Here is a 23072-nt window from a genome sequence, read left to right on the forward strand (position 1 = left end):
TGGCCGGCGAGCGTGGCGATTCCGCTCAACCGGTGGCCAGCTTTCCCGCGGCAAGCGCGATCAGGCCACCCGAGACGCCTTCGATCCATTGCCGCTTCCGCGGGTTGAGCGTGGAGCGCCGTCCCGCCGAAGCCAGCACGACGCTCAGCACCGAATAGAAGATTCCGCACAGGGAGATGAAGAGGGCGGACAGCAGAACGGCCTGGAGCGCCGGGTTGCCGCCGCCGGTCATGAACTGCGGCAGGATGGCGAAGTAGATCAGCATGCCCTTCGGGTTGAGCACGGCGGTCAGGAATCCACGCCGGAATGCCGGACGTTCCTGAGCCATGGGGACATCCACGCCACCGGGCTTTGTCGCCGAGCGCAACAGGCGCAGCGCCAGCCAGGCGAGATAGGCCACGCCCATCCAGCGCAGGACCGCGAACAGCATGGGCGATGCGGCGATGAGACCCGCCAGGCCGATGGCCACCAGCAGTGAGTGCACGAGATAGCCGGTGCACACGCCGGCGGTGGCTCGCAGGCCGGAAGCGGTGCGCCCGCCCAGCGCCTGGGAAGCGATGAACAGCATATCCGGGCCGGGAGTGGCGATCAGTGGCAGCACGGTGGCCGAGAACAGCAGCAGGGTGGCGATGTCCATGGGCGGGATCCTAGGGCGATCGCGCTGGCACCGGGTTGCGAAGATTGTTTGAATTCCAGATTTTTTGGCACAGAATTCCAGCAAATTGCCGATAGCAAGGTTGGTCATGCCAATAGAACTGGACGAACTGGATCGCCGCATCCTTCGCGCCCTGCAGGAGGACGGCCGCATGCAGAACACGGAACTGGCCCAGGCCATTGGCCTCTCGCCTTCGCCATGCCTTCGCCGCGTGCGCCTGCTGGAGCAGGCCGGCGTCATCGAGCGCTACGTGGCGGTGGTCAATCCGGCCGCCGTGGGATATCCGCAGACATTGTTCACGCGCGTGTGGTTGACCGCACAGGACGCCGACACCATCGATCAGTTCATCGCCGCCATGGAGCGTCTGCCGCAGGTGATGGAGTGCTACATCATGCTGGGTGAATGCGATGCCATGCTGCGGGTGGTGGTGGAGGATCTGGACGACTATCGCCGTTTCCAGACCCGCCACCTCACCCGCGCCAACGGCATCCAGAACGTGAAGACGGACTTGCCCAGCCAGGTGGTGAAGCGCAGTTACACCATGCCGATTTGAGGTTGCCGGTACCGGAACGACGGATCGCCGGCTCTTCGTTTGCCCCCATCCCAGCCTTCTCCCGCACGCGGGGGAAGGGGCTCTGACGGAGCGTCCTTGGCCCGCGCGCGGGGCCGGGTCCAGGCAGGGTGCTCTCTCCCGGCGCGCGAGGAAGATATTGGAATGACGCTCCCTCCCCGTTCACGGCGGAGAGTCGGGTGGACGCGTACCGGAGCCGGCCGCGCCGGATGTCCGGAGGGAGGGCGAACGCGTTGCGCGTAGTGAAATGGAGAATGGCCGCGCTTTCGTTTTTGCCCCCAATCCGCAGCTTCCCCCGCGTGCGGAGGATTGGGCCAGAGTGGAAAGCTCTGGCCTTGCGCGACGAAAGGGGTTCCGGCGGAACGTTCCCTCTTCGCATGTGGTTTGCCCCATCCCACTGCCTGGGACGCACACGAGGAAGACCTTGGCGAAACGCACCACGATTTCGTCCCGGGGAACGAGCAAGCAGAAGGCTCCCGTGTCCGCTTAGCGGAGGTCGTCCGCCAGCCGCGCGAGGTCGATGGCCTCGGCCATGGCCCGATAGCCGGCGTCGTTGGGATGCAGGTGATCGCCGCTGTCGTAGTCGGGCCGCAGGCGATCCGGATGCATGGGGTCGCGCATCACTCGATCGAAATCGACCACCGCGTCGAACGCGCCGGAATCACGGATCCACGCATTGACGGCTTCGCGCTTGGCCAGCGCCGCCGGCGTGGGAGGCGCGGGAAACGTCGTGCCGCCACGCGGGAGCAGGGTTGCTCCCCATACCTTGACGCCGCGCGCGCGTGCTCTAGCAATGATGCGCTTCATGCCCTCGATGATCTGTCCGGCGCTGACTTTCTGTTCCGGCGCATCGAGCAGGTCGGAGGCGGAGATGTCGTTTCCGCCCTGCAGCAGCAGCATCCAGCGCACGCCGGGCTTGTCCAGCACGTCGCGATCCAGGCGCGACAACGAACTCGGGCCGCGGTAGGGTGCGGCCGCGTCATTGAGGATGCGGTTGCCGGCGATACCGGCGTTCACGACGGCGATGGAGGCCAGCGCCGGGACACCCCGCAGGCGTTCCGCCAGCCGATCCGGCCAGCGCGCGTTGGCGTTCTCGCTGGAACCCACGCCGTCGGTGATGGAATCGCCCAGCACGATGAAGCTGCTGGAGTCCGCCATCGCCGCGACTTCCAGATCGGTGAGCAGGTAGCGGGTATCGTCGGCTTCGCCTTCCGGTTCGAAGCGCAACTGCGAAGTCGCGTCGCCCCGGACCAGGTAGACGCTCTGGTTGCCGACCTGGTGGATCGTCGGCGCGCCTGCGCCCTCTGGCAGGTACAGGCTGACAGCCAGACTTTCCAGCGCCGCCACCGGTAGCTCCACCGCATCGCTCAGAACCGATCCGCCCGCCGGCAGGGTCACCTGCGTCATCCCATCGAAGGTGACCGCCTGATCGGTGCCGGCCTGGATGGCGGGACCTTCGGCCGGGCGGGCGACGCGAACCGGTCCGACGACGAGCGGCGTGCTGCCGAACAGGTTGGACAGGCGCACCCGCACCGCCGTCCCGCCGAGGCTGGTCCGGATCACCTGGCGTATCGTCCGGGGCGGCAGGGCCGGGCCGGCGGCCACCGGTGCGGCGCCCCAACTGGCGACCCAATGGCGGTCGGCGCCGGACGTGGCGGACGTTGCCTGGGCCGAGGTGAAAGGCGTCAGCCAGAGCAGGGCACAGGCCAGGCCCAGCGCGACGGATTTGATGGCAGCGGTCATGCGGATTCCCTTGGATGGATGGACGACGGTCCTGTGTCCGGGGACCGGTGCGCGGTACGATGCCGTGCCCGGCCACCGGAAGTCCTGACGGCCGGTCTGAAACGCGCTGAAAAGTTCTGAAAACGAATGGACGAACGCTTGGACAAGATCCCGAGGACCCTGCTGCGCATCGGTGACTGGGCGGTGGACACCGTGTCCGGCGCAGCGACGCGGGAAGAAGAGCGTATCCAGCTGGAGCCCCGCGCGCTGGCGTTGCTGTTGCGCCTGGCCGAGCAGCCGGGCGAGGTAGTCGGTCTCGATGCGCTGCTGGCGCGGGGCTGGCCGGATGTCATCGTCGGTTCCGATTCGGTGTACCAAGCGATCACTTCGTTGCGGCGCCAGCTGGGCGATGATTCCCGGCAGCCGCGCTACATCGCCACCGTGCCGCGACTCGGTTATCGCCTGATCGCCGGGGTCGCGACGGTCTCTCCCGTCACGGAACCGGACATCGCGGCGACGCCATCCTCCGGACCGGGACACCGGGAATCTCCCCGGGCCGGAGACGCGCCGGCGCGTCGCCTCCCCCTTTCCCGGCGCGCGGGCGGGCTGCTGGCGCTGGCGCTGGTGGCGGCGTCCGGTGTGGCGGCCTATCAGTTGATCGGCCGCGCGGACGCCGACGCGCCGGTCACGGCGCCGTCGCGGATGCAGACCCTGGCCGTGCTGCCGTTCCTGGACCTGACCGACGCGATGAACGAGGAACCGTTCGCCGACGGCATGACCGAGGAGCTGATCGTCCGCCTGAGCAAGGTGCCCGGTCTGCGGGTTTCCGCGCCCACCGCCGCGTTCCAGTTCAAGGACAAGCAGGTGCCGGTGCCCGAGATTGCGCGCTCGCTCGGCGTGTCCTATCTGCTGGATGGCAGCGTGCGCAAGTCGGAGCGCACCTTGCGGGTATCGGTGCGATTGCTGCGTGCCGACGATGGCTTCGTGGTGTGGTCGGACACCTACGATCGCGCGCATGAAGACAAGCTGGCGATGCAGGACGAGATCGCCGGCGAGGTGACCTCGGTGCTGGCGCGGCTGGCACCGCCGGCGTCAGCCGCTCCGTCGCGCTGAGGGCGCGTCCGGCCGCGCGGCCTCAATCGCCATCGCGTCCCTGTTCCTTGGCGCGGGCGATCACCGCCCTGACCAGCACCCGATCGACATGGCGGGAAATAGGAACCGCGCCAAGCCGGATCGCTTGCTCGCGCAGATCCGCGGTGACGTCGTAGTGGGCGCCGCTGGTCTTGTTCTGGAATGCGCGGCGCGGGATGCCCAGTTGCCGCGCCATGGCGTGCAGCTCTTCCAGCGTGTCCGCCATCAGGTGCGCCCAGCGCTGGCCGCGCCAGGGATGCACCGCATCGTCCACGTACACGCTCATCGCGGACTCACCGGAGCCGCACCATGCGATCGAGCAGGTGTTCCATCACCGCGTCCATGTCGCCGCACTTGCCCATGTGCACGGGCGAGGTCTGGATGATCGCGCTGCGTTTTGCGGTCAGCCAATGGAAGCGCGCGCGCTTGGGCAGCAATCCGATGGGCCCGGCCTGCGCGCCGCCTTCGCAGATGCGCGGGATGGCGGCGAGGTGGCGTTGCAGCGACTCCATGTCCATGCGTGGATCCAGCGCGCGCACCCGTGTCTCGTCCAGCTCGATGCGCGCCTGCAGGAAGCCGGTCTTCTCGCAGGACACGATCACGCCGACGTTGATGAATTCCTCGCGCTCCACCCGCGGGACGACCCGGATGACCGCATAGTCGTAGGTATCAGACGCGCGCACGCTGGGCCTCCTGCGCGAACGCATGCGGCAGCGCGAGACGCTGCTGCAGGTAATGGGTGTAGGCCGCGCGCTGCTGTTCGGGTGGGCCGAAGGCATCGCCGCCCTGCAGCCAGGTATCCGGCACCTTCGCGACGATGCCGGCCAGCAGATCCGGCGTCAGGCGCATGCTCAGCCGCGCGTCGGCCGCCTCCAGATCGCTGGCCCAGGGCAGCAGGACGTGATCCCGGATCAGCGGGAACGGCCGGCCGGCGCCGCTGGTGTCGCCATCCCAGCCATGATGGAAATACAGCGATGCGCCGTGGTCGATCAGGGTCAGGCGGCGGTGCCAGATCAGCAGGTTGGGATTGCGGACGGTGCGATCGACGTTGCTGATGAAGGCATCGAACCAGACGATGTCCGAGGCCAGTTCCGGCGCCGGCTGCTCGGCGACCGGATCGAAGTTGGCCGCGCCGGGCAGATAGTCGAGCGCGAGGTTGAGGCCGGCGCTGGCCTTGATCAGATCCTGGATCTCCGGATCGCCCTCGGTGCGCGCGAGATCCGGATCCAGCTCTACCAGCACGATCTCCGGCACCGGCAGTTGCAGCGCCCGTGCGATCTCGCCGGAAATCAGTTCCGCCACCAGCGCGCGCGGCCCCTGGCCGGCGCCGCGGAACTTGAGCACGTACATGCCGTCGTCGTCGGCCTCGACGATGGCGGGCATCGAACCACCCTCACGCAGCGGGGTGACGTAACGGGTGGCGGAGATGGTGCGCAGGGTCATCGCGCAAGGATAGCCTCCCGCGCGTGCAGGGCGAAGCCTGTCAGGGATGTCCCGCGCGCGCGGGCGCCAGGGACGGCAACGGTGCGGCGGGAACCCGGGTATCGGCGTCGGCCAGCGCCTTGCCCAGCGCCAGCCCCTTGCCGTCCAGCGCTTCGGCCTCGGCGGCGCGGGTCATGATGACGATGCTGATCCGGCGGTTGATCGGATTCTGTGGATTCTGCTTGTCGAACAGCACAGACGAGGAAAGCCCGACCACCCGGGTGACCTTGTCCTCATGCATGCCCGCCTCGACCAGGCTGCGCCGCGCCGCGTTGGCGCGATCGGCGCTGAGTTCCCAGTTGGTGTAGCCGGCGCGGCTGTAGGCGGTGACGTCGGTGTGCCCGGTGATGCTGATGTGGTTGGGCACGCGGTTGATGAAGCCGGCCAGCTCGTGAAGGATGTCCGCCGTGTAGGGCTTGAGCGAGGAACTGCCCAGATCGAACATCGGCCGGTTCTGCTGATCGACGATCTGGATGCGCAGTCCTTCCGGAGTCAGGTCGATCAGCAGCTGATCCTTGAAGGGCTCCAGCGCCTGGCTGCGGCTGATGGCTTCCTCCAGCGCCTGCATGAGCGCTTCCAGCCGCTGCTGATCCTGCGCATGTTCCTGCGCGGCCTGATGGGGGTCCGGCGCCGCGGTGGGCGTGCGGTTGTCCGGATCCGGCTTGCTGAAGGGGTCGTCGCCGCTGCCGCGTGGAATGTCCATCGTGCCGCCCAGCTTGATCAGCGACGTGCTGGCGCCGCCGGGACCGTTCGGGCCGGGGGCAGGCGAGAAGCTCTTGCCGCTGAGCGGACTGGGATTGCGGAAATACTCGGAGATCGCCGCGCGTTCCTTGTTGGTGGTCGCGCCCACCAGCCACATCACCAGGAAGAACGCCATCATCGCGGTGACGAAATCGGCGTAGGCCACCTTCCAGGACCCGCCGTGGTGGCCGCCGCCCTGGACCTTGCGGACCCGGCGGACCACGATGACCGTCGACTTCTCGGCCATGGCGCTGCCTACTTCGCGCCCTTGAGGTGGGTCTCGAACTCGGCGAACTGCGGCCGCACGTTCGAGGGCAGGGTCTTGCGCGCGAACTCCAGCGCGACCTTCGGGTTGTAGCCGCGCAGGCAGGCCAGCAGCGCGGTCTTCACGCTCTCGTAGATGCGGCTGTCCTGTTCGGCGCGCGCTTCCACCGCGGCCGCCAGCGGGCCGACGAAGCCGTAGGCCAGCAGGATGCCGAGGAAGGTGCCGACCAGCGCGCCGGCCACGTGCGCGCCGACCTGGACGATGTCGCCGCCGATCGAACCCATGGTGATGACGATGCCCAGCACCGCCGCGACGATGCCGAAACCGGGCAGGCCGTCGGCGACCTTGGCCAGTGCGTGCGCCGGCGCCATCATTTCGTGATGGTGCTTCTCCAGCTCCAGTTCCAGCAGTGGTTCCAGTTCATGCGGTTCGATGTTGCTGCCGACCATCAGGCGCAGGCAGTCGGTGATGAAGTCCATCAGGTGATGGTCGGCGAGCACCTTCGGGTACTTGTTGAACAGATCGCTCGAGGACGGGGCGTCCACGTGCGATTCCAGCGCGATGAAGCCCTCGCGCCGCGCCTTGTTCAACAGCTCGTACATCAGGGTCAGCACGTCCAGGTAGTCGGCCGACTTGTATTTGTCGCCCTTGAACACCGCGGGGATGCTGGCGAAGGTCGCCTTGACCACCTTGGGCGGGTTGCTCATCAGGAACGCGCCCAGCGCGGCGCCGCCGATGATCACCAGCTCGAACGGCTGCCAGAGCGCGGCGAGTTTTCCGTGCGAGGCGACGAAGCCGCCCAGCACGCTGGCGATGACGACGAGGATTCCAACGATGATGAGCATGGGGTGGCACGGCGCGCGGGGTACGAAGGAATGTCGGCCCCGGGCCGGGATTCTTGAGTGGCCGTCCGTCGGCCGCCGGAATCAGGTCGAACGCGACACGCCCAGCCGGCGCAGCATCAGGTAGACCGCCAGGCTGGACAGACCGCACAGGACCAGCGCCGCGGAGGCCCCGGCGCGATGATCGGCGAATGGCAGGCCGTGCAGGTTCATGCCGAAGATGCCCACCACCAGGCTCGGCGGCAACAGCAACGCGGTGATCATCGACAGCACGTACAGGTGGGTGTTGGTGCGTTCGGCCAGCTTGGCGGCGACCTCGTCCTGGAGCAGGCGGGCGCGTTCCTGCAGGGTGGACACATCGCCGTCCAGATCGTCGAAGCGCTGGCCAAGACGCGATGCCACCGGCAGCAGCTCGTCCTCCTCCTCGTCGGCGGCGTGCCGTTGCTCGAACTGCTTGAGCACGCGGCGCATCGCGGTCAGGGGACGGTGCAGGCGCACGCTCTGGTGGCGCAGCGAGGCGAGGTCGCGGCGCTCGTCGCCGATGGCGTCGGCCAGCACGCGATCCTCGATGCGATCCAGGGATTCGGACAGGTCATCGGTGGCGCGCTCGACCGAATCGGCGAAGTGCTCGGCGATGGCTTCCAGCACGCGGGCCGGCGATGTGCCGCGTTCCCCCGCGCAGAGTTGCCGGCGCACGGTTTCCACCGAGCGCAGCGGCTGCCGGCGCGCGGTCACCAGCAGGCCATCGCCGATGGCGAAGTGCAGCCAGCCCAGACCATCGTGCTGGCCCGGGGCGCGCGGCGTGGATCCGCCGGCGCGCTGGTGCTCCCAGTCCACGAGTATTCCGTACGCGCCGTCCTCCTGCCGTTGCAGGATGACGTGGGTGTCGTGCGACAACAGGATGTCGCGCGCGTCCTCGGACAATGGCAGGCGCGTCACCGACTGCGCGCTGCGCGCATCGCTCTGGTTGAAATGCAGCCAGCGCCAGCCGGCCGCCCGCACCGGTTCCAGCGGGTGGCCGGACTCGAGGGAGGTGGCGTGCCCGTCGGCATCGAAGTGCAATGCCCACAGCAGGCCGGGAAACCCGTCAAACAGGACGTCGGCGTCGGAACGGACCAGCATGGCGATGCCGCCTTCACGGCAGACGACAGTTTCGTGACCGTCAGGTTACGTGCGCCATATGCCGGTTTTGTGACAACGCCGTGGCGAGGTCAGGACAGCGGCTCGCCCTCAGGCCCGCCGCGCCGCAGCCGGTCCGGCAGCGGTTCGCCTTCGCCGGTGAAATCCAGCGACACCGAGTTCAGGCAGTGGCGCTCGTGGGTCGGCGGCGGTCCGTCGGGAAATACGTGGCCCAGATGGCTGCCGCAACGGGCGCAGACGATTTCGGTCCGCACCATGCCGTAGCTGCTGTCGCGGTTGCGGCCGATGTGGCGCTCGTCGAATGGCGCGAAGAAACTCGGCCAGCCGGTGCCGGAATCGAACTTGGCGCTGGAACGGAACAGCGGAAGTCCGCAGAAGCGGCAGGTGTAGGTGCCTTCGCGCTTGTTGTCCAGGAACACGCCGCAGAACGGCGCTTCGGTGCCGTGATGAAGCAGGACCCGGCGTTCCTCGTCGCTGAGGGCGGCGGTCAGTTGCTGGCGCTGGGCATCGGTGGGCGGGGTGAGGTCGAAGGCGCGCATGGAAGGCTCCGGGGATCGGGGGGATCGTCCGCTGTGCTATATGGTGGCGAGTGGACGCAGTGCAAGGTGTTTGAAATGTTGGGTGCCTTACGGAAGAACGGCGCGATGAAACCGCTGATGGCGCTCGGGGTGCTGCTGGGCATGTCGCTGCCGGCGGCGGCGCGCGACCCGGCGCCCGCCCCGGATTGCATGGATGCCCGGCAAATCGATGATGCCCGGTTCGCCGATCCGCGGACCCTGGCATTGTCCTCGGCCGGACGTCGCTATCGCCTCGACCTTGCCGCTGATTGCCCGCTCCCGCCGCCTGGCGTCGACATGACCCTGGCGGGTCCAGGGGGATGGGTGTGCGATGGCGCGAAGGCGTTCGTCCGCATCGGGGAACGGACCTGCCCGGTCGCATCCGTTCAGGTGCTCGATGCCCGGGAATATGCCGTGCTGGCGCGCAGCGCGATGATGCACAGGCAAGCGGCCGATGCGGTCACGCCGCTGGCGCCGGTGGAAGTCCGCGCGGAACGGCGCCGGGGGTTCACCGGGTCGCCGCATTTCTGTTTCAACACGCGTGACCTGCGCGCATGGAGCCAGACCCCCGCGGGTGTCCAGGTGCAGGTCTCGCCCCGCCGTTCCGGTGGCTACCACGCCTACCAGGTGGAGCTGGAGGGCGGCTGTTCCGAGCTGCATGACGCGCAGACGGTGGAGTTCCGTTCCGGCGTCGGCATCGGCCAGATCTGCGGCAATCCCGGCGATCATCTGAAGGTGCTCAACGAGCGCGCCTGGATCGGCATCACCGAGACCGGGCTGGGTGCGAAGGGGCATCCGGCCCGACTCTGCCGGATCCGCGCGGTCTATCCGCTGGACCCTGTGCCGGCGCGCAAACGCGGTACACGATGAAGAAAAGGCGGCCAGATGGCCGCCTTTTCGTTTTTTGTCCCGCCGGATGGCGGTGAAACTCAGACGTCGTCGCGCCGGAATTCCCGGTACAGCCAGTCATCCAGCATGCGCTTCTCGAAGCGCAGCGGGTCGGTGTCCAACAGCTGGCCGCCGCCCATCATGAAAGCACTGTCCACCAGCTTGCGCTCGCCCTGTGCGAGCACCTGCCCGTTGGCGTCCTTCAGCTCGAAGTTCAGCGTCACCCGCGGCGGATAGATGTCCTTGACGATGCGGATGCGATCCATGTTGAAGCCGCGGCCGGGCTCGTAGCTGCCCGCGCGACGGATGTCGGTGATGGTGATGTGCATCTGCTGGCCGGGCGCCAGGCGCTTGCCGGCCTGCTTCTGCAGGTAGGTGGCGAGGTCGACGACCCAGTTGCCCTGCGCGGCTTCCCAGCGGTTGCCGCTGTAGCGCAGGTCGGTGAACTGGGCGGGATCGGTCCAGTCGATGCTGACCGCGTTGGCGGTCGGCAGTTCGCGCGGAGTATCGGGATCGGTGACCGTCCTGGACTTGGCCAGCAACGGTCCGCTCAGGGCCAGACCCAGTACCAGGGCGGACAGGAGGGATACGCGTTTCATGGCTGTCTCCGGCAGATATCGGGGAATGTGATTCTGCGCCGAGCCCCCAGGGCCGGCAACGCGCCACGGCGATTTTCCGGCGAGGCTGTCACCCGAAGTTCATGTCCTTGAACAGGCGCCGGCCCCGGACGTCAACCTCAACTGGTGCGCAGGCGTTCCACGTCGCGCAGGGGCGGGGCGCCGAACATGCGGCTGTACTCCCGGCTGAACTGCGACGGGCTTTCATAGCCCACCCGGTGCCCGGCGGTCGCCGCATCGACCACCTCGGTCAGCATCAGGCGGCGTGCTTCCTGCAGACGCAGCTGTTTCTGGTATTGCAACGGGCTCATCGCGGTCACCGCCTTGAAATGGTGATGCAGGGCCGAGGGGCTCATGTGCACCTGGCGGGCGATGCTGTCGATGCGCAGGGGCTGATGGAAGTTCTGCCGCAGCCAGCCGATGGCCCGCGCGACGCGATGCCCCTGGCTGTCGGCCACGCCGATGTGGCGCAGCATGCCCCCTGTTCGCTGCGCAGCAGGCGGTAATGGATCTCGCGCAGGATCAGCGGCGCCAGCAGGGGGATGTCCTGGGGCGCATCCAGCAACCGGACCAGCCGCAGTGCGGCATCCATCAGATCCGGATCGCACTGGCTGACCGCGATCCCGCGCGAAGGCGGGGGCAGGGTGGCCGCCACCTCTTCGGCCTGGGTCACCAGCGCGGCGATGTCGGCGGGCGGCAGTTTCAGCACGAAACACAGATAGGGACGATCCGGCGTCGCCTGCATGACCTGGCCGGTGATCGGCAGATCCACCGAGGCGAGCAGGTAGCGCGACGCGTCGTACCGGTAGACCTCTTCGCCCAGCAGCGTCTGCTTGCTGCCCTGGACGATCAGGCACAGGGAAGGTTCCTGCAGACCGCCCATCGGCGCGCTGGGCGCGCTCAGGCGGGAGAAGCGCAGCGCGCCGATGGCGGTGTCATGGATGCCGTCGCGGCCGGTGAATCGTTCAATCGCCTCGGCCAGGGCGGCCCGCCGTTCCTCGATCTGGGATTCGATGCCGGAGGGCGCGGAGGTGCTGGTCTGCGGTGGAATGGGGGTGGTTTCCATGGCCAGGGAGTCTACGCCCGGCATCGGGACGGGAGGGGGCCGTCCGGGGCCTCCGGCAGGATCAGGCAAGAATGCCGGAGAAACCGGATATCGGCGCGCATCCCGGGGTGAACAGACTGCGCCTCCCGTCGGCGCACTCCGCGCCGCCCCCCCCCGAAAGGTCATCCCCCATGTCCGGAATCGAAGGAAAAGTCATCGCCATCACCGGCGCCAGCAGCGGCATCGGCGAAGCCACCGCGCGTGAACTGGCGCGGCGCGGCGCCCGCGTCGTCCTCGGCGCGCGCCGTACGGATCGCCTGGAACACCTGGCCGCCGAAATCACCGGGGCCGGCGGCCAGGCCCGCCACCGCCGCCTGGACGTCACCGACCTGGAGGATACCCGTGCCTTCATCGACCACGCGCGCACCGAGTTCGGGCGGGTGGACGTGATCATCAACAACGCCGGGGTGATGCCGCTGTCGGCGCTGGAAGCACTGAAGATCGACGAATGGAACCGCATGATCGACGTCAACATCCGCGGTGTCCTGCACGGGATCGCCGCGGGCCTGCCGGTCATGAAGGCGCAGGGCGGCGGCCAGTTCGTCAACGTGTCGTCGATTGGCGGCCATGCGGTGTTTCCGACCGCGGCGGTCTACTGCGCCACCAAGTACGCGGTGCTCGCCATCTCCGAAGGGTTGCGCCAGGAGCACCAGGATCTGCGGGTCACCGTGATCTCGCCGGGCGTGACCACCAGCGAACTGGCGGACAGCATCACCGACCCGGCGTCGAAAGCCGGGATGGACGAGTTCCGCCGGATCGCGATTCCCGCCGAGGCGGTCGCCCGCGCGATCGCCTATGCCATCGAGCAACCCGACGATGTCGACGTCAGCGAAGTGATCGTGCGCCCGACCGCCAGCGCGTACTGACCGGCGGGAACCAGGGCCGGGGCGGGAAGGCAACAATGCTTTCCACCCCGCGGCTTGCCCGGTCCGGCGCGGAGGAGTGAAATGGCGGACCCTCCCCGCATGAGTTTCCCGCCATGGAATATCGCTATCTGGGCGCGTCCGGTTTCCGCGTACCCGTCCTCAGCTTCGGCACCGGCACGTTCGGCGGCCAGGGCGCGCTGTTCAGTTCCTGGGGCCAGACCGACGTCGCCGAAGCGCGGCGGTTGATCGATGTCTGCCTGGACGCCGGCTTGAACATGTTCGACAGCGCCGACGTCTACTCCAAGGGGGCGGCCGAATCGATCCTCGGCGAGGCCATCAAGGGACGGCCGCGCGATTCCTTCATCCTGTCGACCAAGGCGACCTTCCGCTTCGACGAGGGCGAGAACAGCGTCGGCTCTTCCCGCTATCACCTCATCCACGCGGTGGACGCGGCGCTCAAGCGCCTGGGCACCGACTACATCGACCTGTTCCAGTTGCACGGCTTCGATGCGCGCACGCCCATCGAGGAAGTCGTGTCCACCCTCGATGATCTGGTCCGCGCCGGCAAGATCCGCTACCTGGGCGTATCCAACTTCTCCGGCTGGCACCTGATGAAGTCGCTGGCGGTGGCGGATCGCTACGGTTGGTCGCGCTATGTCGCCCATCAGGCGTATTACTCGCTGGTCGGCCGTGATTACGAATGGGAGCTGATGCCGCTGGCCGCCGACCAGGGCGTGGGCGCGGTGGTATGGAGCCCGCTGGGCTGGGGACGCCTGACCGGCAGGATCCGCCGCGGCCAGCCGCTGCCGGAAACCAGCCGCCTGCAATCGCAGACCAGCATCGAGTCCGGTCCGCCGGTCGACCAGGAGCATCTGTTCCGCGTGGTCGATGCGCTCGACGAAATCGCCGCCGAAACCGGCAAGACCATTCCGCAGATCGCGTTGAACTGGTTGCTGCAGCGTCCGACCGTCTCGACCATCGTGGTGGGCGCGCGCAACGAGGAGCAGTTGAAGCAGAACCTCGGTGCGGTCGGCTGGAACCTGAGCGCGGAGCAGGTGGCGCGTCTGGACGCCGCCAGCGCGGTCACCAAGCCCTATCCCTACTGGCACCAGGCCGGCTTCAAATACCGCAATCCGACGCCGGTCTGAGCCGCGCCGCATCGTTCGTCCGCCGCCGGCGCGATCACGCGCCGGCGGTCGTCGTCTTCAGGGAGAGAGTCGCAATGAGTCAACCGGTCAAGATCGATTTCGTTTCCGACGTGGTGTGTCCCTGGTGCGCCATCGGCTTGCAGTCGCTGGAGCAGGCCATCGCCCGCATCGGCGGGGATCTGCGGGTGGAACTGCGCTTCCAGCCGTTCGAACTCAATCCGCAGATGCAGGCCGGTGGCGAGGATGTCATCGAGCACCTGACCCGCAAGTACGGCATGAGCGCCGAACAGGCGCGCAGCAACAGCGAGGCGATCCGCCAGCGCGGCGAGGCGCTGGGCTTCACCTTCGACATGGATCGCCGTCGCCGCATGGTCAACACCTTCGATGCGCATCGCCTGCTGCATTGGGCCGAGGGCGAGGGCCTGGACCGGCAGCGCGCGCTCAAGCACGCGCTGCTGCGCGCGTACTTCAGCGAGGGACAGGACGTGTCCTCGCACGACGTGCTGGCGGCGGTGGCCGGATCGGTGGGCCTGGACGAAGCGCGCGCGCGGGCGATCCTGGCTTCGGACGAGTATGCGGATGCCGTGCGCGCCCGGGAACGGCTCTACCAGGAACACGGCATCAGCGCGGTGCCGTCGGTGGTGTTCAACGACCGGCATCTCATCCAGGGCGGACAGCCGGTGGACGTGTTCGAGCAGGCGCTGCGCCAGCTCTCCGGGATCGCCGGCTGAGGCGGGGCGCCTGGGGGCGCCCTTCCACATTAAAAAAAGTTCATGTCCGGGAAAGGCGCCGGTGAGGCGCCGTGGCGCAGCCTGTGCGGGCGATGGGAAGTTTCCCACCGGCACGACCAACCACTTCCAACCGGAGCAACGACATGAATCTGCGTACTTCCCTGCTGGCCCTTGGCCTGTCGCTGGCGGCCACCAGCGCGTTCGCCGCCACCCCGGCCGCGCAGTCGGCCACCACCCCGAAGCCGGCGGCCGCCGCCCCCGCCAAGCCGGCCGAGCACGCGGCCAAGGCGGATAAGCGCGAGTGCTTGAAGCGCAGCAAGGTCGGTCACTGCGAGCAATGGGCGGCCAAGTCCAGCGCCAAGCCCGCGGAGACCGCCAAGCACTGACCGCACCGCGCCTGAACGTCCTCCCTCCCGACTGCCGCCGGCGCCCGCCGGCGGCAGTACCATGCCGCCGCGAACCGGAGGCCCGATGCGCGTTCTGCTGATCGAGGACGATGACCACACCGCCGCCTTCATCGGCAAGGCGATGAAGGAGGATGGCCACGCGCTGGACCGCGCGGACAACGGCCGCGATGGATTGTTCCTGGCCAGCACCGGCACCTATGACGTCCTGATCATCGATCGCATGCTGCCCGGACTGGACGGCATGACCGTGCTGCGCACGCTGCGCGGCGCCGGCAACACCACGCCGGTCATCCTGCTGACCGCGCTGGCGGATGTCGAACATCGCGTCGAAGGCCTGCGCGCGGGGGCCGACGACTATCTGCCCAAGCCTTTCGCCTACGCCGAACTGAGCGCGCGGGTGGAAAGCGTCCTGCGCCGCGGCGTGGCCGGCGATGCGCCCGCGACCACCCTGAAGGTTGCGGATCTGGAGCTGGATCTGCTGGGCCGCGCGGCGACCCGTGGCGGCCGCCGCATCGAACTGCAACCGCGCGAGTTCCGCCTGCTCGAGTACCTGATGCGCCAGGCCGGCAAGGTGGTCACCCGCACCATGCTGCTGGAAGCGGTCTGGGACTATCACTTCGATCCGCAGACCAACGTCATCGACGTGCACATCAGCCGCCTGCGGCAGAAGATCGATCGCGAAGGCGCGCGTGAAGGCGCACCCCCGCTGCTGCATACCGTGCGCGGCGCCGGCTATCGGCTGTCCGCCTGAGGGCGGCCCATGAAGCCGCCCCGATTCTCGACCACCACCCGCCTGGCCGGTGTGGTGGGCCTGGCCTTCCTGCTGGCCTTCGCCGTCCTGGGCGGCTTTGCGTACTTCACCGTGTCCTCGCTGCTCTATCAGGACGCGCGCGAAGTCATCCACACCGATGCCGAAGGCCTGACCGATCTCCATCGGCATGGCGGCCGTCCGGCCTTGCTGGCCGAAGTGGAGCAACGGCTGGCGCGACCGGACGATCCGGATGCGCTGTACGCGGTGGTCGAGAGCGCCTCGGGCAAACGACTGACCGGCAACCTGGAGGCGCCGCCCTACGGAGCGCATGCGCGCTGGATCCGCCGGCAGGGTGCGGGCGAACCGGCGCTGCCGCAATTGCTCTATCAACGTCCGCTGAACGACGGTCTCGTGCTCGTCACCGGCCTGCGGCTGCGCTCGGAATCGGGTTTCCTGGCGATGAGCGTGCGTGCCGCGATGATGGCCGCCCTGCTGGCGGTGGTGCTGGGATTGCTGCTGGGCGGCCTGATCGCGCGCTGGGTGTCGCGGCGATTGCGCCGGCTGGAGGAGACCGCCGCGCGGGTCGGCGAGGGCGCGCTCGCCAGCCGGGTGCCGCTGGACGGCAGTGGCGACGCGTTCGAACTGCTGGCGCTGCGCTTCAACCGGATGCTGGATCGCATCGAGGTCCTGCTGTCGGGCGTGCGCGAAGCCACCGACCACATCGCCCATGATCTGCGCACGCCGCTGACCCGGCTGCGCAGCCGGCTGGAACACCTGCGCGGCGACGCCCAGGTGCCGCGCGCGACCCTGGAATCGGCCATCGCCGAAGTCGACCAACTGCTGCAATCCTCCAGCGCGTTGCTGCGCCTGGCGCGGGTGGAGGCGCAGGCGCCCGCGGACACGGATCCGGACATCGCGCTGGAGCCGCTGGTCCGTGACGCGATCGAACTGTACGAACCCATCGCCGCCGAACGCGGCATCGCGCTGCTGCCGTCACTGGAGCCGGTGCGATCACGCGGCGATGCGGACCAGTTGTTCCAGATGCTGATCAACCTGCTGGACAACGCCATCAAGTACTCGCCTTCCGGCGGCGAGATCCGGGTTTCGTTGCGGCGTGACATCGACGGCGCGCATCTGGAAATCGCCGATCGTGGCGGTGGCATTCCCGCCGACGAGCGCGAGCGCGTGTTCGATCGCTTCCATCGCCTGGAGAAACATCGCGGTTCGCCCGGCAGCGGCCTGGGGCTGAGCCTGGTGCGGGCGATCGTCCATCGACATCGCGGCCAGATCCGCCTGGAGGATCACCGGCCGGGACTGCGGGTCTGCGTGCTGCTGCCGGTGGCCGGTTAGCGTGCCGGGCGCGGAAAGCGGGAGAGGGTCCGCTTCCCGCACCCGGCAGGCGGGCTCAACCGTGACGGGATACGACCACGGCCTCGCGGCCGGCCATGTCCATCACCACCGCGGTCGGAATGCCGTGGTGTTCGTACAGGGTCGCGGCGAGCAGCCGGGCGCTGTCGCGGGCGTCGTTCAGGGTCGGGTAGCGGGAACGGCCGTGCTCGCCCTCATAGAGCTGCCAGCCTTCATTGGCGGCGGCGATGGTAAAGAGAAGACGGGGCATAGGGACCTCCAGCAAGCCAGCAGACGCGCGTTCCTGCGCGGTTACGTAGCCTGCCCGGAGGCGAGTCGTTTCACATTCAGCGGATCCCGCGACGTGGTGTAGGAAAAAACCTACATCCCGGTCGCGAGACCGGCCCGCTCACTTCAGCATCGGCCCCAGCACCTGCCAGACATGGTCCCGGATCTTCGGTTGGACCGCCGCCACCGGATGCAGGTTGTCGGCCTGGAAGTTGGCGCGGTCGCGGGCGATGGGCTCCAGCAGGAACGGCAGCAGCGGCAACTTGTACTGATCGGCCAGCGCCTTGAAGTTGGCTTCGAAGCCGCGGGTGTAATCGGGACCGTAGTTGGGGGGAATGCGCATGCCGATGAGCATCACCCGGGCGCCGGACTTCCTCGCCGCCTGGATCATCCTGTCCAGGTTGGTGCGTGTCTGCGCCAGCGAGAGACCACGCAGGCCGTCGTTGGCACCGAGTTCGATCACCACGATGGCGGGACGATGACGCTGCAGTTCGGCCGCGATGCGCGATGCGCCGCCGGCGGTCGTCTCGCCGCTGATGCTGGCGTTGACCACCCGCCAACCCGGTCGGGTGCGCTTGACCTGTTCGGCGGTGAGAGAAACCCAGCCCTGCGCGGCGGACAACCCGTACGCGGCGGAGAGCGAATCACCCATCACCAGGACGGTACGCGGCGCGCCGGCGGCCGGCGTCTGCGCGGCCAGCGGCAGCGCCAGCAGCGCGGCCAATAGCAGCAGGGCGGTACTCATGGCACATTGCAGGCGGGCCCGTGCGGCCCCATACCGGATGTTCTTAAAGAACATTTAATCCGTGCTCCCAATGATGGAGGGCGTCAGCATAGAGATGATCATGGCCGATTCCACCGCACCCCGCACCCTCGTGACAGATGCGCTTCAGGTAACCGGACTGGGCAAGCGCGTCGCGCTTCCCGACGAGGAACTGACGATCCTGGACGACGTGGGTTTCCGGATTCCGCGCGGCGCCACCGTCGCCATCGTCGGCGCCTCCGGCTCCGGCAAGAGCACGCTGTTGTCGCTGCTGGCCGGGCTGGACACGCCTTCCAGCGGCAGCGTGGTGCTGGAAGGCGAGCCGCTGTCGTCGCTGGACGAGGACGGCCGCGCACGGGTGCGCGGCGCCAAGGTCGGTTTCGTGTTCCAGAGTTTCCAGCTGCTGCCGTCGCTGACCGCGCTGGAGAACGTGATGCTGCCGCTGGAGCTGCGCGGCGACGCCGCGGTCGAAGCGCCGGCACGTGAAATCCTGGAGAAGGTCGGATTGGGGCAACGGTTGGGACACTATCCGCGCCAGTTGTCCGGCGGCGAACAGCAACGCGTGGCGCTCGCGCGCGCCTTCGTTACCCGGCCTTCGCTGCTGTTCGCCGACGAGCCCACCGGCAATCTGGACACGCATACCGGGCAGGCCATCATCGAATTGCTGTTCGCGCTCAACGCCGAAGCCGGCACCACCCTGGTGCTGGTCACCCATGACGAACACCTGGCCGCGCGCTGCGGCCGGCGCCTGCGCCTGGACAGCGGCCGGCTGATCGCGGACGACCCTGCATGAAAACCCTGAAGATGGCCTGGCGCCAACTGCGCCGGGATCTGGCGGCGGGCGACATCCGCATCCTGTTCGCCGCGCTGGTGCTGGCGGTGGTGGCGGTGACCGCGGTGGGCTTCGTCACCGACCGCGCGGAGCGCGCGTTGGCCATCGAGGCCAACCGGCTGCTCGGTGGCGACGCGGTGGTGCGGGGCGATGCGCCGATCAGCGATGCGCTGCGCGGCGCCGCGCGCGAGGCGGGCCTGCGCCTGACCGAAACAATGGAATTCCAGAGCATGATCCGCGCCGGCGAAGACCTGAAGCTGGGCGAGCTGCGCGCGCTGGGCGAAGGTTTCCCGCTGCGCGGCAGCTTCCGCGTGGTCGATGCCCAGGGCGAACACGACGCCAGCGGCATTCCGGCTCCTGGCACGCTGTGGATGAGCCAGGCCGGCGCCGATACGCTCGGCGCGCGCGAAGGCGAGCTGATCGGCATCGGCAACAGCCAGTTGCGGCTGGCCGCGCGGGTGGTGCAGGAACCGGACGCCGCGCTGGACTACTTCAACGTCGCGCCGCGCGTGTTCCTCAACATGGCGGATGTGCCGGCGACCGGGTTGGTGCAGGAAGGCAGCCGGATCCGCTACCGCTTGGTGGTGGCGGGCAATGCCGCCGGCGTCGAACGGTTCACCCGCGAGGCGAAGGCGCGACTGCAACGCGGACAACAGCTGGAGACCATCCAGGACGCCCGCCCGGAAATCCGCTCGGCGCTGGATCGCGCGGGCCGCTTCCTGGGGCTGGCGGCGCTGGTGTCGGTGGTATTGGCCGCGGTGGCGGTGGCGATGGCCGCGCGCCGGCACAGCGAACGCCACCTGTCCGGCACGGCGGTGATGCGCTGCCTCGGCGCCAGCCAGCGGACGCTGGTCGGCGTGCATGTGGGTGAATTGCTGTTGCTCGGCCTGATCGCCTGCACCGTCGGCGTGGCGATCGCATTCGGCCTGCAATGGGCGATCGGCGGCTGGCTGGAGCGCAGCCTCGCCATCTCGATTCCGCCCGCCGGCCCGATGCCGGCATGGCAGGGCTATGGCGTGGGGCTGATCGTGCTGCTCGCGTTCGGCGCGCCGCCGGTGCTGGCGCTGCGGCGGGTGCCCGCGCTGCGCGTGCTGCGGCGTGATCTGGATCCCACCGAGCCTAGCGCGTGGCTGGTGGCGCTGGCCGGTTTCGTCGGCCTGGGCGCGCTGTTGTGGTGGAAGGCCGGTTCGGCCGCGCTCGGCACCGCGATGCTGGTGGGCATTGTCGCCACGCTGGCGGTACTGGCGCTGCTGGCCTGGGTCCTGATCCGGGTGGTCCGGCGTCTGCGCGGACGCCTGCGAGGCAGCCTGCGCTACGGGCTGGCCAACGTCAGCCGTCGGGCCGGCACCAGCATCGCCCAGATCAGCGCGCTGGGGCTCGGCCTGATGGCGCTGTTGCTGCTGACTTTCGTGCGCACCGATCTGCTGGATCGCTGGCAGATGGCGCTGGCCGCCGATGCGCCCAATCGTTTCATCATCAACGTGCAGCAGGATCAGGTCGGATCGGTGCGGGATTTCCTGCGCGGACAGGGACTGGGCGAAACCACGCTGTATCCGATGATCCGTGGACGCCTGACCGGACTCAACGGCAAGCCGACCAGCGGTGACGACTATGCCGAGGCCGACGAGCGCACCCGCCGGCGCGCCGACCGCGAGTTCAACCTGTCCGTCGCCGATCATCTGCGCGACGACAACGTGGTGACGGCGGGAAAGTTCTGGACCGGCGTGCCGGCGTCGCCTGAACTGTCGGTGGAAGAGGATTTCGCCGAGTCGCTGGGTTGGAAGCTGGGCGACCGGGTGACCTTCGATATCGCCGGGCAATCGTTCGAGGGACGCATCACCAGCCTGCGCAGCGTGGACTGGGAGAGTTTCCGGCCCAACTTCTTCGTCATCGCGTCGCCGCGTTCGCTGGAGGGCTACTCGGCCAGCTACATCACCGCGGTCAGCGTGCCGCCAGCCAGGACCGGCTTCACCCGCGAACTGGTCAATGCGTTCCCCAATCTGTCAGTGATCGACGTGGATGCCGTGCTCAAGCAGGTCCGCAGCACCGCCGACCAGGTTTCCACGGTGGTGCAGGTGGTGTTCTGGTTCTCGCTGGCCGCCGGCGTGCTGGTCCTGCTGGCGGCGGTCAGCGCCAGTCAGGACGAACGCCTGCTGGAGGGCGGCGTGATGCGGGTGCTGGGTGGAAGCCGCCGCCAGCTGCGGTTGGCGCAGGCCTCGGAATTCGCCGCGATCGGCCTGCTGTCCGGACTGGTCGCCGCCATCGCCGCATCGGTGCTGGCGGGCGTCATCGCCACCCAGGTGTTCGACCTGCCGTGGCGAAGCAACTGGCAGCTGGCCGCCATCGGCGGTGGCGTCGGCCTGCTGGCGGCGCTGCTGGCCGGCCTGTTCGCCACCCGCAAGGTGCTGGACGCGCCGCCGTCGGTCACCCTGCGCGAACTGCAGGGATGAGCGCCGGTCGCCTGTCGACCAGGAACCAATGACGGCCGGGATGACCGCCGATCAATGCAGGGTGCCGCGATCGCTTTCCACGCCGGAGAGCGACGCCGGCTTGACCGGTTGCGCGTCGAAGCGGCGCGCGTAGGCGCGTTCATCCATCACCCGATCGATTTCATCCTCGGGCAGTTCCGGCGCGCCGTAGACGGCGAACGCGATGGAGCCGTCGGCGCGCTCGCCGACGAAGTGCAGCCGGTAGCGGGGCTGGCCCCCGCCGGTGTTCTCCGGGTAATGAACGGGTGGACGTCCTTCGTCCATGTCCATTTCCTTGTTGTCGATGACGCCGCCGACGAACAGTGCGCGCATGGTTGGCCTCGCTTCCCAAGGGAGAGTCGACAGCATGCCAACGCCGGCGTTCACGGTTGATCAAGCGGATGTTCGCGGAATGCGAAGAGAGCGCCGCACAAAAAAAAAGGGGCGAGCCGGAGCTCACCCCTTGATGCAGAGTACCTGGCGCAGGGTGTGGACCACCTCGACCAGATCGGACTGCGCGGCCATCACCGCGTCGATGGACTTGTAGGCGGCCGGCGATTCGTCGATCACCCCTTCGTCCTTGCGGCATTCCACGTGCGCGGTGGCCTCGCGGTGCTGTGACAGCGTGATCCGCTGGCGCGCCGCCGTACGGCTCATGACGCGGCCGGCGCCGTGGCTGCAGCTGTGGAAACTGTCCGTGTTTCCCTTGCCGCGCACGATGTAGCTGCGCGTTCCCATGCTGCCCGGAATGATGCCAAGCTCGCCTTCACGCGCGCTGACCGCGCCCTTTCGGGTCACCAGCAGTTCCTGGCCGCCGTGCGTTTCCTTCTGCACGTAGTTGTGGTGGCAGTTCACCGCCAGCTTCTCCAACTGGAACTTCGGCAGGCGGTGACGCATTTCCGCCAGCACCCGCCCCATCATCGCCTCGCGGTTCTGGCGGGCGTAGTCCTGCGCCCACGACACCGCTTCCACGTAGTCGTCGAACAGCGGCTCGCCCTCCATGAAGAAGGCCAGGTCCTTGTCCGGCAGGTGGAAGCCGAGCACGCGGTGCGCCAGCGCCTCGCGGGCACGCTCGATGAAATAGGTGCCGATCAGGTTGCCGGTGCCGCGCGAACCGCTGTGCAGCATCACCCACACCGCGTCCGTCTCGTCGAGGCAGATTTCGATGAAGTGGTTGCCGCCGCCCAGCGTACCCAACTGGTTGTCGAGCTTGTCGGTGCGGATCCTGCGGTGCTTCTGCTTGATCGCTTCCAGACGTTGCGCCAGTCCGGACTCGACCAGGCGGGTCGTGATGCTGTCCGGCAGACGGCGATGCTCGCCCCCGCGGCCGTTGCCGACCGGCACGCTGCGCTCGATCGAACCACGCAGCTGCGCCAGGCTGTCCGGCAGATCGCCGGCACGCAGCGTGGTCCGCACCGCGGCCATGCCGCAGCCGATGTCCACGCCGACCGCGGCCGGAATGATCGCGCCCCGGGTCGGGATGACCGAACCCACGGTCGCGCCCTTGCCCAGGTGCACGTCCGGCATCACCGCCACCCACGGCCCGACGAACGGGATGGAGGCGATGTTGCGCAGCTGCGCGTGCGCCTCGGCTTCCAGCGGTACGCCGCGCACCCAGCCCTTGATCGGCGTGGCGCTGCCTTCGGCATGCAGCAGTTCGAAGTTTGAAATGTCCATGATCTCTTCCTTGAAAGGATAAAACGCCGTCCCCGTGCGTGGGGATGGCATGTGGGAACCGCCCCTCCCTTGAACTGG

At 68.3% G+C, this 23072-nt stretch carries 27 protein-coding genes; 11 read left to right on the plus strand and 16 right to left on the minus strand.

The features are described from left to right. Nucleotides 1-25: 25 nt before the first annotated feature. The gene (locus ACTHN1_RS09560) at nucleotides 26-745 is read right to left on the minus strand and encodes a LysE family translocator (protein ID WP_440470720.1); all 720 of its coding nucleotides are present in this window, start codon (nucleotides 743-745) and stop codon (nucleotides 26-28) included. Here ACTHN1_RS09560 and ACTHN1_RS09565 point away from each other — a divergent pair. Then, nucleotides 744-1208, plus strand: coding sequence for an Lrp/AsnC family transcriptional regulator (locus tag ACTHN1_RS09565; RefSeq protein ID WP_440470721.1), 465 nt, complete (start codon nucleotides 744-746; stop codon nucleotides 1206-1208). The genes ACTHN1_RS09560 and ACTHN1_RS09565 overlap by 2 nt on opposite strands. Nucleotides 1209-1712: 504 nt before the next feature. On the opposite strand, the gene ACTHN1_RS09570 is transcribed toward ACTHN1_RS09565, so the two are convergent. After that, nucleotides 1713-2969 carry an SGNH/GDSL hydrolase family protein gene (locus ACTHN1_RS09570; protein ID WP_440470722.1) on the minus strand — a complete coding sequence of 419 codons (1257 nt, stop codon included), beginning with the start codon at nucleotides 2967-2969 and terminating at the stop codon, nucleotides 1713-1715. 126 nt (nucleotides 2970-3095) lie between these two features. On the opposite strand from ACTHN1_RS09570, the gene ACTHN1_RS09575 reads away from it, so the two are divergent. Continuing rightward, nucleotides 3096-4061: a winged helix-turn-helix domain-containing protein gene (locus ACTHN1_RS09575; RefSeq protein ID WP_440470723.1), complete on the plus strand. Its 966-nt coding sequence runs from the start codon at nucleotides 3096-3098 to the stop codon at nucleotides 4059-4061. A 22-nt stretch (nucleotides 4062-4083) separates the two neighbouring features. Here the strand turns inward: ACTHN1_RS09575 and ACTHN1_RS09580 are convergent, their stop codons facing one another. The 7 genes from ACTHN1_RS09580 to msrB form a co-directional block, all read right to left on the minus strand. Further along, nucleotides 4084-4365, minus strand: a complete 282-nt coding sequence (locus ACTHN1_RS09580) for a DUF4031 domain-containing protein (RefSeq protein WP_440470724.1) — start codon at nucleotides 4363-4365, stop codon at nucleotides 4084-4086. Nucleotides 4366-4372: 7 nt separating this feature from the next. Beyond that, nucleotides 4373-4762, minus strand: coding sequence for a DUF3037 domain-containing protein (locus ACTHN1_RS09585; protein ID WP_440470725.1), 390 nt, complete (start codon nucleotides 4760-4762; stop codon nucleotides 4373-4375). Continuing rightward, complete coding sequence (locus ACTHN1_RS09590; RefSeq protein WP_440470896.1) at nucleotides 4749-5516, minus strand: HipA family kinase; 768 nt, start codon at nucleotides 5514-5516, stop codon at nucleotides 4749-4751. The genes ACTHN1_RS09585 and ACTHN1_RS09590 overlap by 14 nt, the downstream gene beginning before the upstream one ends. A 46-nt stretch (nucleotides 5517-5562) precedes the next feature. Next, a complete protein-coding gene (motB, locus tag ACTHN1_RS09595) occupies nucleotides 5563-6549 on the minus strand; it encodes a flagellar motor protein MotB (protein ID WP_440470726.1) in 987 nt (328 codons plus the stop codon). Between the two features lie 8 nt (nucleotides 6550-6557). Continuing rightward, nucleotides 6558-7412 (minus strand): flagellar motor stator protein MotA, encoded by an 855-nt coding sequence (motA, locus tag ACTHN1_RS09600; protein ID WP_440470727.1) that lies wholly within the window; start codon nucleotides 7410-7412, stop codon nucleotides 6558-6560. Between the two features lie 81 nt (nucleotides 7413-7493). After that, complete coding sequence (locus tag ACTHN1_RS09605; protein WP_440470728.1) at nucleotides 7494-8531, minus strand: CorA family divalent cation transporter; 1038 nt, start codon at nucleotides 8529-8531, stop codon at nucleotides 7494-7496. A gap of 89 nt (nucleotides 8532-8620) precedes the next feature. Then, nucleotides 8621-9088, minus strand: coding sequence for a peptide-methionine (R)-S-oxide reductase MsrB (gene msrB, locus ACTHN1_RS09610; RefSeq protein ID WP_440470729.1), 468 nt, complete (start codon nucleotides 9086-9088; stop codon nucleotides 8621-8623). 105 nt (nucleotides 9089-9193) lie between these two features. Here msrB and ACTHN1_RS09615 point away from each other — a divergent pair, with 105 nt between their 5' ends. Continuing rightward, nucleotides 9194-9976 (plus strand): hypothetical protein, encoded by a 783-nt coding sequence (locus ACTHN1_RS09615; protein WP_440470730.1) that lies wholly within the window; start codon nucleotides 9194-9196, stop codon nucleotides 9974-9976. 59 nt (nucleotides 9977-10035) lie between these two features. Here the strand turns inward: ACTHN1_RS09615 and ACTHN1_RS09620 are convergent, their stop codons facing one another. The 3 genes from ACTHN1_RS09620 to ACTHN1_RS09630 form a co-directional block, all read right to left on the minus strand. After that, nucleotides 10036-10593 carry a DUF3016 domain-containing protein gene (locus ACTHN1_RS09620; RefSeq protein ID WP_440470731.1) on the minus strand — a complete coding sequence of 186 codons (558 nt, stop codon included), beginning with the start codon at nucleotides 10591-10593 and terminating at the stop codon, nucleotides 10036-10038. 137 nt (nucleotides 10594-10730) lie between these two features. Continuing rightward, on the minus strand, nucleotides 10731-10967 hold the full coding sequence (locus tag ACTHN1_RS09625; RefSeq protein ID WP_440470732.1) for a helix-turn-helix transcriptional regulator: 237 nt from the start codon (nucleotides 10965-10967) through the stop codon (nucleotides 10731-10733). Beyond that, complete coding sequence (locus ACTHN1_RS09630; protein WP_440470733.1) at nucleotides 10964-11677, minus strand: AraC family transcriptional regulator; 714 nt, start codon at nucleotides 11675-11677, stop codon at nucleotides 10964-10966. Before ACTHN1_RS09630 ends, ACTHN1_RS09625 begins: the two co-directional genes overlap by 4 nt. 170 nt (nucleotides 11678-11847) lie before the next feature. On the opposite strand from ACTHN1_RS09630, the gene ACTHN1_RS09635 reads away from it, so the two are divergent. From ACTHN1_RS09635 to ACTHN1_RS09660, 6 genes are all read left to right on the plus strand, one after another. Further along, nucleotides 11848-12582 carry an SDR family oxidoreductase gene (locus tag ACTHN1_RS09635; RefSeq protein WP_440470734.1) on the plus strand — a complete coding sequence of 245 codons (735 nt, stop codon included), beginning with the start codon at nucleotides 11848-11850 and terminating at the stop codon, nucleotides 12580-12582. Between the two features lie 113 nt (nucleotides 12583-12695). Beyond that, complete coding sequence (locus ACTHN1_RS09640; protein WP_440470735.1) at nucleotides 12696-13730, plus strand: aldo/keto reductase; 1035 nt, start codon at nucleotides 12696-12698, stop codon at nucleotides 13728-13730. Nucleotides 13731-13804: 74 nt separating this feature from the next. Then, complete coding sequence (locus tag ACTHN1_RS09645) at nucleotides 13805-14461, plus strand: DsbA family oxidoreductase (protein WP_440470736.1); 657 nt, start codon at nucleotides 13805-13807, stop codon at nucleotides 14459-14461. Nucleotides 14462-14604: 143 nt separating this feature from the next. Then, complete coding sequence (locus tag ACTHN1_RS09650) at nucleotides 14605-14847, plus strand: hypothetical protein (RefSeq protein ID WP_440470737.1); 243 nt, start codon at nucleotides 14605-14607, stop codon at nucleotides 14845-14847. A gap of 85 nt (nucleotides 14848-14932) precedes the next feature. Beyond that, entirely contained in the window at nucleotides 14933-15619 is a 687-nt protein-coding gene (locus ACTHN1_RS09655; RefSeq protein WP_440470738.1) for a winged helix-turn-helix domain-containing protein, read from the plus strand. A 9-nt stretch (nucleotides 15620-15628) separates the two neighbouring features. Then, nucleotides 15629-16969 (plus strand): ATP-binding protein, encoded by a 1341-nt coding sequence (locus ACTHN1_RS09660; RefSeq protein WP_440470739.1) that lies wholly within the window; start codon nucleotides 15629-15631, stop codon nucleotides 16967-16969. Nucleotides 16970-17024: 55 nt separating this feature from the next. Here the strand turns inward: ACTHN1_RS09660 and ACTHN1_RS09665 are convergent, their stop codons facing one another. Together ACTHN1_RS09665 and ACTHN1_RS09670 are read right to left on the minus strand one after the other, a co-directional pair. Beyond that, nucleotides 17025-17237 carry a hypothetical protein gene (locus ACTHN1_RS09665; protein WP_440470740.1) on the minus strand — a complete coding sequence of 71 codons (213 nt, stop codon included), beginning with the start codon at nucleotides 17235-17237 and terminating at the stop codon, nucleotides 17025-17027. Between the two features lie 138 nt (nucleotides 17238-17375). Then, complete coding sequence (locus tag ACTHN1_RS09670; protein ID WP_440470741.1) at nucleotides 17376-17999, minus strand: arylesterase; 624 nt, start codon at nucleotides 17997-17999, stop codon at nucleotides 17376-17378. Between the two features lie 100 nt (nucleotides 18000-18099). Between ACTHN1_RS09670 and ACTHN1_RS09675 the strand changes: the two genes are divergently transcribed. Then, on the plus strand, nucleotides 18100-18810 hold the full coding sequence (locus tag ACTHN1_RS09675; RefSeq protein WP_440470742.1) for an ABC transporter ATP-binding protein: 711 nt from the start codon (nucleotides 18100-18102) through the stop codon (nucleotides 18808-18810). Continuing rightward, nucleotides 18807-21299, plus strand: a complete 2493-nt coding sequence (locus ACTHN1_RS09680) for an ABC transporter permease (RefSeq protein ID WP_440470743.1) — start codon at nucleotides 18807-18809, stop codon at nucleotides 21297-21299. The genes ACTHN1_RS09675 and ACTHN1_RS09680 overlap by 4 nt, the downstream gene beginning before the upstream one ends. A 51-nt stretch (nucleotides 21300-21350) precedes the next feature. On the opposite strand, the gene ACTHN1_RS09685 is transcribed toward ACTHN1_RS09680, so the two are convergent. Beyond that, entirely contained in the window at nucleotides 21351-21650 is a 300-nt protein-coding gene (locus ACTHN1_RS09685) for a hypothetical protein (RefSeq protein WP_440470744.1), read from the minus strand. A 123-nt stretch (nucleotides 21651-21773) separates the two neighbouring features. After that, nucleotides 21774-22994 (minus strand): RtcB family protein, encoded by a 1221-nt coding sequence (locus tag ACTHN1_RS09690; RefSeq protein ID WP_440470745.1) that lies wholly within the window; start codon nucleotides 22992-22994, stop codon nucleotides 21774-21776. Between the last annotated feature and the right edge of the window lie 78 nt (nucleotides 22995-23072).

The organism is Pseudoxanthomonas sp. (assembly GCF_051953815.1).
Classification (GTDB): domain Bacteria; phylum Pseudomonadota; class Gammaproteobacteria; order Xanthomonadales; family Xanthomonadaceae; genus Pseudoxanthomonas_A.